Below are 18,413 nucleotides of genomic sequence, written 5' to 3'. Positions count from 1 at the left end.
ATATGAAAAAAACCAATAAAATTATAATATTCAACCCAAAAAGCGCAAATGGAAAACATAGAATACCTAATTCTATTTTACAAGTAGGCGCTTCAATTCACGATAAATACGAATATATATTTGTTGATGGGAATTTAGAAGAAGATCCTTGGCAAACCATTTTAAATTATTTTAATACAGGAGAATTCAAATATTTTTGTTCTACTGTGATGCCTGAGCCTCAACTTAGACAAGCAATTCCTTTTGCAAAAAAACTAAGAGAATCATTTTCTAATATTACAATTATATGGGGAGGTTATTTCGCTTCAAATCAGTATGGAGTTTGTATGGATTCTCATTTAGTAGACTATATTGTAAATGGCACTGGAGATATCACTTTCCCTACTTTGTTAGGCGTTTTAGAAGGAGAAAAATTAGATAAAGTGAATTTTGAGGAAAAGTTAGGCGGTATTGAAAACTTAATTTTCAGAAATAGTAAAGGAGAAATTGTTAGAACGAAAAAAGAAAAATTATTAGATCAAGATGCGTTACCAACTTTGCCTTACACATATTTAGACACTTTTTATCCTCTAAAAAATTATTTAGCAAAAACTTTTATGGGAAAGACAACTTTGTCTTATCATTCTAGTATGGGGTGCCCGTTTACTTGTTCATTCTGTGGAATTGTACCAATTTTCAATGGTAGGTGGAAAGGGAAATCAGCAGATGGAATGTATCAAGATGTGATATATTTTAAAGACAAATACAATATTGATGCAATAGAATTTCATGACAATAACTTCTTTACTTCAAAAAAGAGAGTCTTAGAATTCTCTAATTTAATTATGAATGACAATATTAAATATTGGGGAGAAGGAAGAATTGATACCCTAAATAAATATTCTGATGAAGAATTAAAACTGATGAAACAAGCAGGTTGTGAAATGATTTTCTTAGGTGCTGAAACAGGGAATGATGAGGTATTGAAACAAATGAACAAAGGTGGTACACAATCTGGAAAAATGATTAAAGACTTTGCCTTACGAATGGGGAAAGCAGGGATAATTCCAGAAATGTCATTTGTTTTAGGAATGCCAGCTGACACTGAGGAACAAGTATACAAACAGATTCTTTGGGACATCAATTTCATAAAAGAAATTAAAGAAATTAATCCAGATACAGAAATTATTATCTACTTATACAGTCCAACACCTACAAAAGGATCAGAATTATATAAACAAATTTTAGAAGCAGGTTTTTCTTTCCCAGAGACTTTAGAAGAATGGATATCACCAAGTTGGGAAAGTTTTGATTTACGAAAAAACCCACTAACACCTTGGCTAAAACCATATATGATTGACACTATTAGAAATTTTGAAACTGTTTTAAACGGTTATTACCCTACAGTCTCTGATTTTAGAATTAAAGGCTATAAGAAAAGTTTATTAAAACTAGTTTCTGGTTATCGATATCGATTAGGGTTCTATAAATATCCATATGAAATAAAAGTATTACATAAAATTTGGAAGTATCGCCAGCCAGAAATAGAAGGCTTTTATTCAGAATAATTTTAGATATGAGAGCTTTCATTAAAAGAATTATAGATCCATTTATTCAATTCTGGTTCAAGAAATATTATAAAAAACCAAGACGGTTTAGATATGCTGATTTAGAAGTACTCGTATATCCTGAAGTATTCCCTCCACATTTTACATTTAGCACAAAAATTCTATTGAATTATATCAAGGAGCTAGACATGGAAGGAAAGACTTTTTTAGAATTAGGATGTGGTTCGGGAATTATTTCGCTTTTTGCATCTTCAAAAGGAGCAAAAGTTACCGCAACAGATATCAATAAAATAGCTTTGAATGCTTTAAAAGATGCAAAAGTTAAAAACCACGTAGAAGTTGATGTTTTATATTCGGATTTATTTGAAAATGTATCAAAACAACAATTTGATTTTATTTTTATAAACCCTCCTTATTATCCAAGAGCACCAAAAAATGATCAAGAAAAGGCTTGGTTTTGCGGTGAAGAATTTGAATACTTTCAAAGGTTATTTCAACAAATTTCAAAACGTCCTTTTAATGAAGATATTTATATGATTCTTTCACAAGATTGTAACTTGAAAAGGATTTTTAGAATCTTAAAAAAAAATAATTTAACTCAAATTTGTATCGATGAAAAAAAAGTTACAGGAGAAATAAATTATATCTACAAAATAAAAAAAAATGAAAAATTCTAAAGCACCTTTTCTCGTTAACACACTCAAAAAAGTTCTTGTTCTATTTTTATTTTTAGAGGTTTTGCTCTTTTTTGTGTATACATACAAGAAGTCTAAAGAATTTGAAGATTATGTTTCTTTAAAGGTTGAAAGCAATGTACATCCAAGCATGACTGAAGATGAGGTTAAAGAAATGTATAATGAAAACAATCAACTTAATATGGTATGGGCCTTTTGTTAACTACAAATTAAGTCCCTTTAAAGGAAAATATAATAACATCAACTCTGAAGGGTTTAGGAAAACAACAAATTTTAATGAAAATTCTAGAGGTGAAAAAATCAGAATTTATTGCCTTGGCGGATCCACTATGTATGGCATAGGTACAAATGATATCAATACGATTCCTTCAATATTATCTCAACGATTAAGAAAGAAATATCCCAATCTGAAAATCGAAGTATTAAATTTAGGAATTCCTGGTTTTACAAGAGACATGGAATTAATTCTTTTACAAGAACAATTATTACAAAAAGATAAAGGCCCAATTTTGTGATTTTTTATGATGGTGTTAATGAGGTTTCAGCAGCTTACGAAAACGATGATATTAGAATACCAACCAATTCAGTTAACAGAATTGTAGAATTCAACACAAAGAGAGACTATACAAAGCGATTATATCTTTTTCTAAATGCGAGTTATATTTATAAAATGGTGTCTTACTTAAAAAAGAGACTAAGAAAAACTACAACAATTTCTTCTAAGAAAGAATTACCAAAAAAGATAGTAAAAAATTATCGGAAAAATATAGAACTAACAAGTGCAATTGCGAAGAAATATAATTTTAAAGTTTTCAACTTTTTTCAACCTGTACTTTTCATAAAAAAAACAACTTCTTCAATTTTAGAAACAAAAATGAAAGATGCAAGAATATATTTTAAAGATACATATTTAAAAACATACTCCATAATAAAACAAGATTCATTATTGAATAAAAACCCAACATTTACTAATATAAGTGCTGCTTTTGATGGCTATTCAGAACCTATTTATTCTGACATTTGTCATACAGGAACAAAAGGAAATGAAATAATTGCTAATGAAATTCTAAAGAAAATAACACCTTCAATTAATAGTTTCGATAATTAAATAAAAGTGTTTTATTTAAAATAAAGTATATACAAATGGTGAAAGCACTGAGTTTTCAGTAAATAAAATTAATGCACTTAATAATATAAGTACTATAATTATTGGTAATAACCAATACTTTTTTTGTTGAATTAAAAATTTTAAAAATTCTAAGAAGATAACAGACTTATTCATTTAAGATAGTTTTTTGTAATCTATAATATTTTCTTTGTCAACCCATCCTTGATTTTCTTCTTTTTTGTTTTTTAATCGTAAGAAAAAAGTAATTGGACTAATACAACAATAATACAAAAATCCTAATATAAAAAAAGAAGATATTTCACCTAAAATAAATCCAATGAAAAACCAAACAAATAAAAATGGGTAAAAGGTTTTGGGTAATATTAAAGTAATCAAACTTAAAATAATTAAAACCCCGATTAGAAGGTTTTGTTTCAACTCAAATAAAACTCCATTCTTATAAAATAAAGTTACCAAAATAATACAACAAAAACTTATTAATAATAATCCGAATTGTTTTTGTTTTTTTCTTTGACTACTATTTTCTTGAATAATCTTTAAGCCAGTCTTAATCCATTTCATATTCTTGAATTTTTGTAAGTTCTGTAGCTATATTTTTAGTGTTTTTAGTTTTCAAAACAACGTGATTTCCTAAAACTAAAACATCCATATCTGTTTGAAAGAAGCATCTTAAGGCATCTAAAGGCTTAGAAACTATAGGCTCTCCTCTAACATTGAAAGACGTATTTATTAAAATTGGGCAATCAGTCTTTTCTTCAAATTTAGAAATAAGTTGATGAAGTAAAGGATTATCATCATTATCTAAAGTTTGTACTCTTGCCGTTTTATCTTCGTGAATACAAGATGGAATTTTTTCTTTTTGGCTACTCTTATAAGTAAATAACATGTATCTAGAACCCTTGCAATCAGGAAACCACTCTTGAGCTCTCTCTTTCAAAATAATTGGTGCAAATGGTCTAAATCCTTCACGTTTTTTAATACGCATATTTACATGTTTTTTCATGTCTTCAAACAATGGACTTGCTAAAATACTTCTATTTCCCAATGCTCGAGGTCCAAACTCCATTCTACCTTGAAACCAGCCAACAATTTTTTTATTTTTTAAGTACTCAGATACGTCTTCACAAAGAGTTTTACCTATTTTAGTCTCAAATTGAATAGAATATTTATGTAAATCTGCTTTAATTTCTTCAGAGCTAAATGATGGATCTAAATAGATTTGTTCTTTAAGTGAATCATTTATGATAACTCTTTCTTTATTTAAATAATGATACCAACCAATAAATGCAGCGCCGGTAGCAGTTCCGCTATCGCCAGAAGCAGGTTGAATCCATATTTTTTTAAAAATTTCTTTCTGTAAAATTAATTCTCCATTAGCTTTACAATTTAAAGCAACACCTCCAGATATGCATATATTTTCTAATCCAGTAACTTTTTTAGCATAAGAAACTAATGTTATTAAAAAATCTTCTGTTACTACTTGAATTGAACTTGCTATATCCATATAAAAACTATCTATTTCCTCTTCATGTTTTCTTGTGAAGCCTTCCCAAAACAGTACAAAAAGCTTTCTTAATTGTAGATTCTCCTTTATCAAAAGAAAAATAATCCAAATTTAAAAAGACCTCTCCTTTTTCACTTATCGATACAAAATTATCTAAAATGAGCTGTTTATAAATTGGTTTTCCATAGGGTGCCAATCCCATTAATTTGTATTCTCCTGAATTGACCTTGAAACCACAATATTGTGTAAATGCACTATATAACAACCCGAATGAATTCGGGTAATGCTGTTCTTTTAAAATTGAAACTTTATTTTTTTCCCCAATTCCAATAGTGGTACAGGCTTTTTCTCCAACACCATCAATAGTTACAATGGCACTTTTTTCAAAAGGTGAGGTAAAAAAACTACCAGCTGCATGAGCTTCATGGTGTTCAGAAAAAATAATTTCCTTATCGTAATTCAGCTCTTTTTTAATAACTACCGGAATCCATAATTTAGTTTTGATCCAAGACTTTATCGCTTTTCTGAAAAATTTAAAAGCAAAAGGAGTTGTTTTTTGAATAGTATTTATGATACGATCAAATTTCAAAAAAGGTTTTTCATAAAAAACTATAAGTGATATTTTTGAAATATCAATACATGCTTCTTTCAAACAGTATTCGATTGCCATTTTAGGAAATTTTTGGTCGTGTTTTATTCTTGAAAAACGCTCTTCTTGAGCAGCAGCAATGATTTTTCCATTGTGCAATAAGGTAGCTGCAGAATCATGATAAAAAGCTGATATTCCCAAGATATAAATCATTTACTTAATTTTTTTTATTAGAATTCTTATAAAAATTCATTATAATTTCAATTATTTATATAATATAAAGTAGCTATTCTGTCTTTTTCTAAAAATACATCAAAGGGTTAAAAAAAATACCTCCTACAATATTAAAAGGACTTTTTTATCTCTTTTATGTAATGTTTCTAATATACTTTAGCTAGTCAATATTATAGTCGTTTCCTTATTACTTATCATTGCTCAATATAATTTACTTCAACTTCAGATACCTCTCTTATACTCATTGATGTTTCTAAACTTTTATAAGGAGCAAATTGTTCAACATCTTTTCTATTATATAAAATTCCTAAGAAAGGATATTCTTCGTGCTTATGAGTAGGTAATGATGTTAGTAGGTTTTTCACCTCACTTTCAAGTATATTCCATTCATTACTCAATCTTAAAGCTGAAGGCTCCATAAAAGTAATATACCCTAGTTCAAACATTACATGATCTTTACTATTACTGTAAACGACACCTTCTGTAAGAGAATTTTGTTTTAGTTTTAAACTATTATTGAACTTAATCAGTGTATCATTCAATTGTTGATAAGTTAAGAACCCTGGGAAATCATTTTGAGGTGAAAACAATTTGTTAATATTACTTTCATGACACCACATACATTTTGCTGGTTTACCAGCATTTGTATGTTTACTATTTGCTGAATTAATTCTGTTTTTATTTACGTCAAATATTCCAAATTTTAATTGTCCGTTTTCCATTATTTCTATAGTCTCATACTCTACAATAGTATTGTTCTTTGAGTCAAATTCAGTTGATAAAAATAATTGCTTTGTTTCTTCTTGGTTAGAGTATTCAATAATTCTATCCTCTAAAGAAACTCGTGAGTTATTTATATAACCTTTTGATATATTTAATTTGTAATTAGATAAGAGTGTATCTAATTTTTCAGGTACATTAGTAATTGCATAATAATGTTCAGGAGATCCAATTAACAACGAAATATATCTCCCTAAATCTATTGAATTCTTCTGTTTATATTCATTTGATGTTTTAATCTTGTTATGTAGAATCTCTATTTTTATAAGAGCTTTTTCATCAAGAGCAATATCATTAATTCTTACAGAAAAAACACCCTTAACTTCAGGTAAAACAACAGAATTTAAAACTTTAGCTCCAATCATAGAGTAACACCAATATAGGCTCGTTCTCGCTTTTTCAATTGTATCACCCTCATAAGATTTGTTCCATCTTAAATTGATTATATTTTCCTTTTTTTCTTTAGTTGAAGAGCATAAACAAGAAAATTGCAAGATAATACTTAGATATAAAAAGATATTATTATTATTATTTGTTTTCATAATTATTTTAAGAACTTCATTATTATTTGGGATAATAATAATGATTTTATTTTCATTTTAAAAGCGTTTACGTAATTTCCTTGTCTAAGCTCTTTAGAAGCATTTACTTCATTTACAATATACTTAACTGCATAATCGTAATATTTTCGAGAGTATGTTCTTTTAAAATCGATATCTCTATCGGTTGTAGTTTTCCAATCAGGCTGTATCGTAATATTTTTTTCTATTTCATTATACAATGAAGTTCCTTTTATAGGATATGCAACGGTAATTGTAAAATGTGTTGGATTTGCAGCTTTTAAATACCTAACTGTTTCATAGATATCTTCTTCTTCCTCTCCAGGATAACCAACCATAATAAAAGTACCTGTTTCTACCCCTAAAGCGTTTGTCTTTTGAATTGCAGCTTTTACTACATTAATATCTACACGTCTATCCATAGCGTCAACAATTTTTTGTGAACCACTTTCTGCTCCAATCCAAATTCTAGAACACCCCGCTTCTTTTAAAAGTTGTAAAACTTCATCGGTTAATCTCTCTGCACGCGTAATACATTCAAAAGGAATAATAGCATCTTGTTTTATAACTTCTTCATGAAAACTTTTAATCCATTTATGGCTTACTGTAAAAACATCGTCAACAAACCAAATAGAATCCGGCTGATACTTATTTTTTAATAATTTTAATTCTTGAGCAACTAAGTCTGCAGACCTTCTTCGATAACTTTGCCCATAAACGGCAGTACTACACCATTTACATGTATATGGGCAACCACGTTGTGTACTTACAGTCATAGAGCTTTGTCCATGGTGTTTTTTCCAAGTTTCTAAATACTTATAAACAGGTATTGCTTCTCTATTAGGTAATGGTAAATCAGTTAAATCTTTTATTTTTACTCTCGGGGCTGTTTTAATAACTTTTTCATCAAGTAAAAAAGCGATTCCTTGAATCGTGTTATAACTCTCATTATTAAGAATTGCTGAACATAGTTCTAAAGTAGTTTGTTCTCCCTCACCTATAACCAAAAAATCAGCGCCTGCTTTTAGGTAATTCTCACAGTTATAAGTTACATCTGATCCGCCAAGTATAATCTTAACACCTCTTAACTTAGTGTTTGTTTTAAGCTTTTTAATCAATTTAATGACATTAATTTTTGTCATTAAATTAGTATAAATAGCTATCGCCTTAGGTTTTTTCTCTTCAATAAACTCTAATTGCTCTTGAAATGAATAGAAAGTACTATCATATACATGATTTTCAATTTTATTTTTATTAAGATAACTTGATATATACAATAATCCTAAAGGAGCATAAGGCCGCATAATTTTTTGCTCCTTATCATCTTCATATAAATAATATGCATGGGTTAAAACTACATTCATTTTTTTATCAATTCAATTATAAAATGATCTGCATATCTCGCTAAAAAACGATTTGACAATCTTTTTTCGATTATTTTTAAAACATTCCAAATAGGCTTTTTCGTTAAAAACGATTTTTCTAAATAAGAAGGTGGAATTACGATTCCTACAGGAGAATAATTAATTACTGTATAATTTACCTTAGACATTTCAATTATTTCTTTTGGGTTAAAATACCAAGTTGGCACTTGTACATCATCAACATTCACCAATAAAGTTTCATTTGTATTTCTTCTTTGAGCCTTTTTAAAACTTCCTTTAACTAAAAAATAAAGTTGTTCCCAAACACAATTTTTAGGCATCAGTACCATTATTAATCTTCCTTCAGATACTAGTAGTTCGGAAGCCTTTTTCATAAACTTTCTTAACTCTTCATAAGAGAGGCAATTCAATCCTCCAAAATTCGAAAAAATAACATCAAATTCTTTTTTAAAAGAATCTTTTGAAACTTTTTTACAATCTAAAACTTCAAAATTTAAATTATTATAGCTATTCTTTTTATTTGCTACTTTAATCATTTCTTCTGAAATATCTGTAGCTATTATATTATGTCCTTTTTTTGCAAAAGCAATTGCATCTACACCTGTTCCGCAATTTAATTCTAAAACATTTACTTTTTTTTCTGATGAAAATACATGCTCAATATTTTTATAAACTTTTTTACGTTGTTCCCTACCTATTTTAGTATTTGTAAAGGTATCATCGTATGTTTTTGCTGCAATATCAAAAAAACTAGTCATTAATATTCTCTAATTTATTTAATTGCAATTTATTTATTATCGAGGTAGTTATGTAATATGGTAATAAGAAAACTAAACGCCATTCATAAAATTTCACTTTAAAAGGATTTCTTAAAATTTTTTTCAAATTAAAAACCCCTTGGCTTCTTCTAAAAACCCTGTGAACATATCGTTGGAGTTTTCTATAAAATTTTGAATTAAACGACCCTTGAAACATCATTGCTAAATCGTCGGAATCTGTCCAATTAGCTTTTATTTTAAGGTCATCTTTTACTTTTTCGTAAAACTGAGTTCCTGGTAACGGATAAGAAACAGAAACACCTATATTATCAGGCAACAAATTTTGTATCATATCAATCGTTAAATCAATATCTTCTTTGGTTTCATTTAAATATCCAAACTGGATAAAGAAAGCTACTTTAACATTTTTTTCTTTCAACAAACGAGTAGCTTTTTCTATTTGAGCTATAGTTGTTCCTTTATCCATAGCGTCTAAAATTTTTTGAGAACCACTTTCGGCTCCAATCCAAACCTCGGTCAATCCACTTTCGGCTAATGCTTGAATATTATCTTCTTTTAATAAAAGATCCGCTCTACTCTGTATATAATATTCTATTTTTATGTTCTTTTGTTTTAATAGAACATTAAACTCTTGAACCCATTTTTCTTTCAATCCAAAAATATCGTCACACATCCAAAATTTATCAACTCCATAATTTTCTTGTAAATAACTAATATGATTTACAATATATTTTGGAGAATGTGAATTGTATCTATTTCCATAAATTGGTTTTGCACACCAATTACACTTAAAAGGGCAACCTCTTGTCGTAGCAATATTTAAGGTAAACTCTTTACCTCCTTCTTTCCATATTTTCTTATAATCTTCAATATTAACTAAATCCCAAGCTGGGATAGGAAAGCTATCTAGCTCTTTATAAACAGCTCTTTTAGGTGTTTTAATAATTTCTCCTTTCTCATTTGTATAAACAACACCATTAACGATTAGTGTATCATCTTCATTTTGGAACTTATCTATTAACTCTTTTAGGGTTACCTCACCCTCTCCTTGAATTATAAAATCTGCACCTGCTTCCAAATATTTTTCATAATGATCAGTAGCATCAGAACTATTAACTATGACTTTACAATTATTATTTTTTGCTTTTGAAATCATTTTAAATGCTGCTTCTCGCATATTGGTTAAGCACATTTTAGTAAGGTAATTAAAACCGTCATCATAAAGCACAAAAACATCGGACTTATTAGTCTTTAAAAAATAATCTAAAGAATCTATATTTTTCAATAAACCTGTGTCAAACAAACTAACTAAATGACCTTTTTCTCTTAAAAAAGACGCTGCATATATGGTTCCTAGTGGAGGAAAAGGAGTTTTATTATTCCACTGCTTTTCGTCAAACCGATAAAAATAAGAATGTGAGAAAGCAATATTAAGCATATTCTTGTGTGAGTTTTATATTATGTATTTTTTCTATTTCTATGTATTTTTCATTTAATTTTGATAACACTTTTTTTTGAAAATTACTAGGGTGATGCTTTGAAATATTTTCAGAAGACTTAAATGCTAGTTCAAAATCTTCTTTAGATAAATGGTTAAATTTATTATTCCATTTTTTAATTGTTATTTTCATAAAAAAAAGTTCTATACAATTACCAAATTTGGAATCTAATAAGTTTTCGATAATTTTTGGCAAAACACTTTTACAACTAGTCTTAATATTTTCTTCCCTTCTATTAATGTTTGGAAAAAAACTATACACCCATTTATTTTCTTGAATAAATCTATTAAATGTAGTTTCTCCATACAAAGGAATTAATGTAGCTATTTCTGTGGCCGTAAACCTATTTTCTTCATCTATTTTTAAATACCCGCTGCTCATAAAATAATTTACACAAAAATATTTTTTTGAATTTAGTAAAAATATTTTCTTGTATAGTATTAATAAAGTTCTTGCTATCCAAATTCTATTCTTTTTTGTAATAATAAAAAAATCAATATCACTCTTTTCGTCAAAATACCCTTTAGACAACGATCCAGAAATACAAACACTCTCAATGTACGGGAAGTTCGATATAAGTTTAGCTATCTTCCATGCTTTTGGCATTATATTTTCAGCATTTTTATTTCCTTTAAGCCTTCTAACTAAAATACCCTCATCATTAATAGCTGAGTAATACCCTTTAATATTATAAATAACTCCTTTTTGCTCTAAACTTGACAATTCTTTAACCATCTTATCTTTCCCTTTAATATCAGAAAATTTAAAAATCTCTTCAGAAGTTAAAGGGTAATTAAAAATAGAAAAATATGATATGGCTTTTAAAATATTCATTTCTTAATTTCTATTTGAAGAAGTGTTCTTTTATTGATTTTTATTCTTTTTTCATCAAAAATCCATCCCCATTTATTAAAATATTTAATTGACGAGATTAAGTGATAAAAGAAAACTTTACTACTTCTATATGATTCTTTATTATAGGCATGATAAACAAATGCCTCCGGTAAAAAAAAATTTTACATATTTCTCCAACTCTTCTAGTTAAATCTAAGTCTTCAAAATAAAGAAAAAAACGCTCATCAAAACCATTCATTTTTTTCAAAACACTCGTTCTGAAAAACATAAAACAACCCGACACATATGGTATTTCAATATTACTATTATAATCAAAACCTCTTAATTCATACATCTGGTCATTCTTTTGAATCATTTTTTTTACCGGCGAAAAACGTCTAATGATCAAATCTTTTGGGCTTGGAATTAGCTTACATAAAAATTGTAGTTCTCCTGATGGATATAACACTTTAGGTGTGCTCAAACCTACTTCTTTATTTTTATCCATAAAAAGAGCTAATTGACTAATAGCATTTTTACTTAACCTTACATCTGGATTAACCACCACATGATACTTAGAGTTTAAATTAATCGCTTTTCTTATACCAATATTATGAGCGCTACCATATCCTAAATTTTCATTATTATATATATATGTTAGATTTTTATACCCGTCAAAAGAAATTTTATTATTTTTAATAGAGTTATCTATTATATAGATATATAAATCCACCGATGATGTTAAAAAATCGTTTATTAACTTTTCTACCTCACTAATTATATTATTATAAAGAACAATTGAAATTGTTAAAGTCATCAAATCACTTTTCGCTAATTTAGTGAATTTATAAACAAAGAAACAAGTCTTATTTTTAGTTTTAAAAATAAGACTTGCTCTTCTAGAAAAGTGATTTTAACAACACAAAAGAACAAAAAAAAGAGCAATCATTTCTGATTACTCTTTGCTAGTAGCGGGAACTGGACTCGAACCAGTGACCTTCGGGTTATGAGCCCGACGAGCTACCTACTGCTCTATCCCGCGATTTCGAGTGCAAATATACCCCTTTTAATTCCTCATATCCAAATAAAACTAGCTTTTAAAAAAATAAAATTAGTAACTCTAAGAATAACAGCATTATAAAAAAAAGTTTTTTTAATTCAAACAACTTATCTTTGCCGCATGACACATAAAGCAGGATTTGTAAACATCATCGGAAACCCAAATGTGGGAAAATCAACTTTAATGAACGCATTGGTTGGCGAGAAATTATCAATTATTACACCTAAAGCACAAACGACAAGACATCGTATTTTAGGAATTGTTAATGACGACAATCATCAAGTTGTTTTTTCTGACACTCCAGGAATCATTAAACCTGCTTATGAGCTACAACAATCTATGATGGATTTTGTAAAATCAGCTTTTGAAGATGCTGATGTATTAATTTACATGGTAGAAGTTGGCGAGAAAGAATTAAAAAATGAAGCATTCTTTAATAAAATCATTCACAGTGAGATTCCTGTTATCCTATTATTAAATAAGATAGACAAATCATCACAACAAGAAGTTGAAGATAAAATTGAATACTGGAAAAACAAAGTGCCTAATGCATTTGTTTATGTGATTTCTGCCTTAGAAAAATTTAATATCGATACTGTTTTTTCAAAAATAATAGAATTACTACCAGAAGCACCAGCCTTTTATCCGAAGGATCAATTAACAGATAAACCTGAACGTTTTTTTGTAAATGAGAAAATTCGCGAAAAAATTCTAACACATTATAAAAAAGAAATTCCGTATTCGATAGAAGTAGAAACTGAAGAATTTTTTGAGGAAGAAAGCATTATAAAAATCCGCTCGGTAATTATGGTGGAACGCGACACTCAAAAAGGAATAATTATTGGTCATAAAGGAACTGCTCTTAAACGTGTAGGAACAGAATCGCGTAAAGACTTAGAGTTGTTTTTTGATAAAAAAGTATTTTTAGAACTCTACGTAAAAGTAAATAAGAATTGGCGTTCTAATGAACGACAGTTAAAACGTTTTGGCTATAAAGATTAATTTATTTTTCGTAATAATAACTTTGTAAAAATTTTTAATTCATCCATTTGCTTTTTACCTGTAGATTTACCTAAACTTCCTACAAGATAAAACGCCACCCATATAATGGGTAAAACAACCATCATTACTACGGGGAATATTGACTCCTTTTGTAAAGACCAATTGCTGTATGCCATTATTCCGAAAATTAAAAAAGCAATAGCAACAATAAAATGCAAGAACATAAAGAATGTCCATACTTGTGGCTTCGGATCAAATAGCCCTTTAATTAAAGAAGTTGTTTCAGATAATTTTTCTATTTCGAGATATAACTGAGGCGACCAAAAATGAGTTTCCTTTTTAGGCACATCAATAATTACATGATTGTCTACTATCCTCATTTCATAAACCGTTACATCTGATAAATGATTTTTAATTTCAGCCAACAAAATTGCAGAATTCATCTTAAAATCAATTTGAAACCTTGGCTTTAAAAAAATCTGATTATATAATTGATCATCCATACTTATAAATTATTCGCCTACAATGTAGTAAAAATAGTATACTATTTAAAATTCGGCTTAATTTCATAACGTAAGTTGTATCTTTGCACAAATTTTTGCATAATGAGTAGTATTGTAGCCATTGTTGGAAGACCTAATGTAGGTAAATCCACTTTATTTAACCGTTTAGTACAACGTCGTGAAGCTATCGTAGATTCTGTAAGTGGAGTTACGAGAGACAGACATTACGGAAAGTCTGAATGGAACGGAAAGGAATTTTCTGTAATTGATACTGGTGGATATGTTGTCGGGTCGGATGATATTTTTGAAGGAGAAATACGTAAACAAGTTCAGTTGGCGATTGATGAAGCTGATATTATTGTTTTTGTAGTTGATGTTGAGCAAGGAATTACTCCTATGGATGATGAAGTTGCTAAAATATTACGCCAAGTTAAGAAGCCACTAATTATGGCTGTTAACAAGGTAGATAATGCAATGCGTGATGCAGATGCTGTTGAATTTTACAACCTTGGTTTAGGTGAATACCACACCATTTCATCAATAAATGGTAGTGGAACAGGTGAATTATTAGATGCTGTTGCCAAAGAAATTCCTGAAGAAGAAGAGGTTGAAGAAAACGAACTTCCTCGTTTTGCTATTGTTGGTCGACCTAATGCAGGAAAATCATCATTTATCAATGCGTTAATTGGCGAGGACAGAAACATTGTTACCAATATTGCTGGTACAACCAGAGATTCTATTGATACAAAATATAATCGTTTTGGTTTTGAATTTAACTTAGTAGATACTGCTGGGATTAGAAAAAAATCGAAAGTAAAAGAAGATTTAGAATTTTATTCAGTAATGCGTGCAGTTCGTGCTATTGAACATTGTGATGTTGCAGTTTTAGTTATTGATGCAACTCGTGATTTTGAAGGACAAGATGAAAAAATATTTTGGTTAGCTGAGAAAAACAAAAAAGGAGTCGTTATACTTGTCAATAAATGGGATTTAATTGAGAAAGAAACGAATACCATGCGTGATTTTGAAGCAAAAATAAGACAGACCATTGCTCCTTTTAGTGATGTACCTATTATCTTTACTTCAGTATTAACAAAGCAACGTATTTTTAAGGCAATCGAATCTGCAGTAGAAGTTTTTGAAAACAGAAAACGTCGTATTCAAACAAGTAAATTGAATGAAACAATGTTAGATATTTTGGCTCAAAACCCTCCACCTGCAATTAAAGGAAAATATGTAAAAATTAAATACTGTATGCAACTACCTACGTATACACCACAATTTGCATTTTTCGCTAATTTACCTCAGTACATTAGAGAGCCATACAGACGTTATTTAGAAAATCAACTTCGTGAGCGTTACAATTTTAATGGAGTACCTATTATTATTTATTTTAGACAGAAATAATAATAATAGCTTTAACATATTTTAACTATTTAAAAGTAGTTTTTTCAGTTCCTTTACGAATCATTAAATAATTCATAAAAAAGGCAATGAAAAAACTACTTTTTGTTTTTACGCTATTACTTACTACGAGTATTTTTGCACAATCTTATCCATTTAAAATTACAGGTAAGATAAATTCTGGAAAAGAAAAAACACCAATTGAAGCTGCTACAGTTCATTTAGAAAGAATAAAAGATAGTACTGTTGTTTCGTACACAATATCAAACGACAAAGGTCTTTTTTCGTTAGAAGGAAAATCTTTTCATAAAGATTTAAAATTATTTGTTTCTTATATTGGAAAAGACAGCTATGCTAAAGCAATTTCTTTAGGTGAAAAGACAACTTTTAATTTAGGTATTATTAATCTAAAGGAAGAAAGCAACTTACTTAATGAAGTTGTTATTACCTCTAGAGCTCCTATTACCATAAAAAAAGACACATTAGAGTTTAACGTAAAATCTTTTAAAACAAAAAAAGATGCTAATGTTGAAGATTTATTAAAAAAACTACCTGGTGTAGAAGTTGATGAAGCTGGTAAAATTACTGTAAACGGAAAGGAAGTAAATAAAATTTTAGTAAACGGAAAACCTTTTTTTGGAAACGATCCTAGTATCACTACTAAAAACCTAACAAAAGAAATTATTGAAAAAGTTCAGATTACTGATACAAAATCAAAATCTGAAGCTTTTGCCGGTGAAAAAGGCGATGCCAATAATAAAACAATAAACCTTACTATAAAAAAAGAAAACAACAAAGGTTGGTTTGGTAGAGTTTCTGCTGGTGCAGGAACAGACAAGCGTTACGAAGGTGCAACGATGGTTAATCGTTTTAACAACGACCAACGTTTTAGTGTTTTGGCCAGCACAAACAACATTAACTCTCCTGGTTTTAGTTTTGGAGAGATTCAAAAAATGTTTGGTGGTGGAAATAATTGGATTGGCGGAAACGGTAGCTTCAGTATTAACGGAAGACGTTTTGGTGGTGGAAGCGGAATTGTAAAATCTAAGACTGCTGGTGCAACTTATGCTGATCAATACGGAAAAGGCTTGGATGTAAATGCTAATTATTTTTATTCTGGTAGTAATTCAAGTGACGAATCAAAGAGCAATAAAGAATATACACTTCCTGACGGAAAATATTTCTCTAATGCTATCTCAAAATCAAATGATGAAAATCATAACCATAGTATTACTACTGAGTTTGATATCGAAATAGATTCAACCTTCTTAATTAATGTAAAACCTTCTTTTGTTTTTAATAAGAGAGAAGGAAGTAACAACAGGCAAGAAGAATCTTTAGATGAAAGTAATAACTTAACCAACAGTTACACCAGTAATTCTTACGCTAAATCTGAAGCTAACAATTTTAAAAACACTATTGATGTTACTAAAAAAATAGGGTCTAAAGGTGCGTTTATTAAAGCATCTATTACTAATCAAATAGATAAATCAGATACTGAAGAAGTAAACGAATCTACTATTGAAGTATTTGGTAGTAATGCTAGTATAGAAAATAGAGATCAAAAAAGTACTATCTCAAATAACTTAAATAGCTTTAATACAATGATAACTTATCGTTTTCCTTTAGCTAAAAAATTATTTTTGGATGCAAAATATAGTTATCAAAGTGATGAAAGAGAAAATAAAGAAGATACTTATGACTTTAATAATACTTCTCAGCAATATGCTGATTTTAATCAGAACTTAAGTTCTGATTTTACGTATAATGACATTGCAAAAACACCTTCTTTAGAATTGATTTACAAAACTAAAAAATGGCGTTTTAATTTCGAAACAGGTTATGTAAACAGAACTTTAGAGAACAACGATAAATTACGCCCTAATTTAAGTTTAAATAAGAAGTTTAACAACATCGCTTTAGATGCAGGATTTAGATATCGATTCGATTCAAAAGCTTCTATTTATTTCGATTATCGTTTAACAAACAGAGTTCCTGGCATTAATCAAATTCAACCTTTCGAAAACGTTAGCAATCCATCAAATATAATTACTGGTAACCCAGAATTAAAACCAACGCAAAATCACCGAGCTTATATTAACTTCAATAAATATAATTGGCAAGCTGGTACTGGAATGTATCTGTATATAAGCGGAAGTATGTTTAAAAATCAAATTATTTCTAACACTACAATTTCTGATGAATTTATTAGAAATTCTACCTACGAAAATACTGATGGAGGTTACGACTTTTTTGGAGGAGGTAGCTATAGTAAAAAGGTAAAATTAGATTCTATTACTACTTTAAAACTTAGAGCAGGTTCAAATATCAGCATATATAAAAACTTTAATATTCTAAACAATATAAAAGAAGGGGCACAAACAACTGCGTTAAGACCTAACTTAGGAGTAACTTTAGAGTGGAATAAACTTATTTCTATTGAAACACGCTATGACGTTTCTTTTTCGAAAACAAAATACGATATAAACACTACTCAAAATCAAGATTTCACAAGGCAGACATTAACAATAAGAACAAAAACAAATTTTCCTAAAAAATTAGAGTGGAGAAATGATATAAAATATACTTATAATCCTAATATTGTTGGTTTTGATAAAGCAGCTTGGTTTTGGAATGCAACCTTAGCTTATTCAGTATTAAAAGACCAAGGAACTATCAGTTTAAAAGCCTATGATTTATTAAATCAAAATACAAATGCGCAACGTAGAGCTAGTTCAAATTACATTGAAGATTCTCAAAGTACTGTATTACAACAATATTTCATGTTAGGCTTTAGCTGGAAATTTAACAGCTTAGGTAAAAAAGGAAAAGTGCGAGATTACAATATGCATTTTTAATCACTAAATTATCACTTAAAAAAGTCCTTATTTTTATAATAAGGGCTTTTT

At 28.7% G+C, this 18,413-nt stretch carries 19 protein-coding genes and 1 tRNA gene; 8 read left to right on the top strand and 12 right to left on the bottom strand.

Features of this window, described 5'->3' with window-relative positions:
* The first annotated feature begins 2 nt into the window (after positions 1–2).
* From PG912_RS02375 to PG912_RS02355, 5 genes are read left to right on the top strand one after another with little or no spacing between them, the layout of a single operon-like run.
* Positions 3–1,547 carry a B12-binding domain-containing radical SAM protein gene (locus tag PG912_RS02375; protein WP_275688323.1) on the top strand — a complete coding sequence of 515 codons (1,545 nt, stop codon included), beginning with the start codon at positions 3–5 and terminating at the stop codon, positions 1,545–1,547.
* Between the two features lie 8 nt (positions 1,548–1,555).
* Entirely contained in the window at positions 1,556–2,224 is a 669-nt protein-coding gene (locus PG912_RS02370; RefSeq protein WP_275688322.1) for a methyltransferase, read from the top strand.
* Positions 2,211–2,444: a hypothetical protein gene (locus PG912_RS02365; RefSeq protein ID WP_275688321.1), complete on the top strand. Its 234-nt coding sequence runs from the start codon at positions 2,211–2,213 to the stop codon at positions 2,442–2,444. The genes PG912_RS02370 and PG912_RS02365 overlap by 14 nt, the downstream gene beginning before the upstream one ends.
* Complete coding sequence (locus PG912_RS02360; RefSeq protein ID WP_275688320.1) at positions 2,404–2,757, top strand: SGNH/GDSL hydrolase family protein; 354 nt, start codon at positions 2,404–2,406, stop codon at positions 2,755–2,757. The genes PG912_RS02365 and PG912_RS02360 overlap by 41 nt, the downstream gene beginning before the upstream one ends.
* Positions 2,754–3,350, top strand: a complete 597-nt coding sequence (locus PG912_RS02355; RefSeq protein ID WP_275688319.1) for a hypothetical protein — start codon at positions 2,754–2,756, stop codon at positions 3,348–3,350. Before PG912_RS02360 ends, PG912_RS02355 begins: the two co-directional genes overlap by 4 nt.
* Before the next feature lie 15 nt (positions 3,351–3,365).
* Here the strand turns inward: PG912_RS02355 and PG912_RS02350 are convergent, their stop codons facing one another.
* The 11 genes from PG912_RS02350 to PG912_RS02300 all read right to left on the bottom strand — a co-directional run bounded on the left by PG912_RS02350 (position 3,366) and on the right by PG912_RS02300 (position 12,577).
* Positions 3,366–3,524, bottom strand: coding sequence for a DUF5989 family protein (locus PG912_RS02350; protein ID WP_275688318.1), 159 nt, complete (start codon positions 3,522–3,524; stop codon positions 3,366–3,368).
* Entirely contained in the window at positions 3,525–3,932 is a 408-nt protein-coding gene (locus tag PG912_RS02345) for an SxtJ family membrane protein (protein ID WP_275688317.1), read from the bottom strand.
* Complete coding sequence (locus tag PG912_RS02340; protein WP_275688316.1) at positions 3,919–4,875, bottom strand: carbamoyltransferase C-terminal domain-containing protein; 957 nt, start codon at positions 4,873–4,875, stop codon at positions 3,919–3,921. Before PG912_RS02340 ends, PG912_RS02345 begins: the two co-directional genes overlap by 14 nt.
* A 22-nt stretch (positions 4,876–4,897) precedes the next feature.
* Positions 4,898–5,677, bottom strand: a complete 780-nt coding sequence (locus PG912_RS02335) for a carbamoyltransferase N-terminal domain-containing protein (protein ID WP_275688315.1) — start codon at positions 5,675–5,677, stop codon at positions 4,898–4,900.
* A gap of 215 nt (positions 5,678–5,892) precedes the next feature.
* Positions 5,893–6,843 (bottom strand): hypothetical protein, encoded by a 951-nt coding sequence (locus PG912_RS02330; RefSeq protein WP_275688314.1) that lies wholly within the window; start codon positions 6,841–6,843, stop codon positions 5,893–5,895.
* A gap of 179 nt (positions 6,844–7,022) precedes the next feature.
* Entirely contained in the window at positions 7,023–8,402 is a 1,380-nt protein-coding gene (locus tag PG912_RS02325; protein WP_275688313.1) for a B12-binding domain-containing radical SAM protein, read from the bottom strand.
* Positions 8,399–9,181, bottom strand: a complete 783-nt coding sequence (locus PG912_RS02320; RefSeq protein ID WP_275688312.1) for a class I SAM-dependent DNA methyltransferase — start codon at positions 9,179–9,181, stop codon at positions 8,399–8,401. Before PG912_RS02320 ends, PG912_RS02325 begins: the two co-directional genes overlap by 4 nt.
* Positions 9,174–10,640: a B12-binding domain-containing radical SAM protein gene (locus PG912_RS02315; RefSeq protein WP_275688311.1), complete on the bottom strand. Its 1,467-nt coding sequence runs from the start codon at positions 10,638–10,640 to the stop codon at positions 9,174–9,176. Before PG912_RS02315 ends, PG912_RS02320 begins: the two co-directional genes overlap by 8 nt.
* Positions 10,633–11,535, bottom strand: a complete 903-nt coding sequence (locus PG912_RS02310) for a nucleotidyltransferase domain-containing protein (protein ID WP_275688310.1) — start codon at positions 11,533–11,535, stop codon at positions 10,633–10,635. The genes PG912_RS02315 and PG912_RS02310 overlap by 8 nt, the downstream gene beginning before the upstream one ends.
* A gap of 97 nt (positions 11,536–11,632) precedes the next feature.
* Positions 11,633–12,352 (bottom strand): glycosyltransferase, encoded by a 720-nt coding sequence (locus tag PG912_RS02305; RefSeq protein WP_275688309.1) that lies wholly within the window; start codon positions 12,350–12,352, stop codon positions 11,633–11,635.
* A 152-nt stretch (positions 12,353–12,504) separates the two neighbouring features.
* A tRNA-Met gene (locus tag PG912_RS02300) sits at positions 12,505–12,577 on the bottom strand.
* 138 nt (positions 12,578–12,715) lie between these two features.
* Here PG912_RS02300 and era point away from each other — a divergent pair.
* A complete protein-coding gene (gene era / locus PG912_RS02295) occupies positions 12,716–13,597 on the top strand; it encodes a GTPase Era (RefSeq protein ID WP_260586364.1) in 882 nt (293 codons plus the stop codon).
* Here era and PG912_RS02290 read toward each other — a convergent pair.
* A complete protein-coding gene (locus PG912_RS02290; RefSeq protein ID WP_275688308.1) occupies positions 13,594–14,100 on the bottom strand; it encodes a GTP-binding protein in 507 nt (168 codons plus the stop codon). The two genes, era and PG912_RS02290, sit on opposite strands and share 4 nt — an antisense overlap.
* A 102-nt stretch (positions 14,101–14,202) precedes the next feature.
* On the opposite strand from PG912_RS02290, the gene der reads away from it, so the two are divergent.
* Positions 14,203–15,507 (top strand): ribosome biogenesis GTPase Der, encoded by a 1,305-nt coding sequence (der, locus tag PG912_RS02285; RefSeq protein WP_260586366.1) that lies wholly within the window; start codon positions 14,203–14,205, stop codon positions 15,505–15,507.
* Positions 15,508–15,593: 86 nt separating this feature from the next.
* Entirely contained in the window at positions 15,594–18,362 is a 2,769-nt protein-coding gene (locus PG912_RS02280; RefSeq protein WP_275688307.1) for an outer membrane beta-barrel protein, read from the top strand.
* The last annotated feature ends 51 nt before the right edge of the window (positions 18,363–18,413 follow it).

Origin of the sequence: Tenacibaculum retecalamus, assembly GCF_027941755.1 — a bacterium.
GTDB lineage: Bacteria > Bacteroidota > Bacteroidia > Flavobacteriales > Flavobacteriaceae > Polaribacter > Polaribacter haliotis_B.
This window is presented reverse-complemented; position numbering and strand designations above follow the sequence as displayed.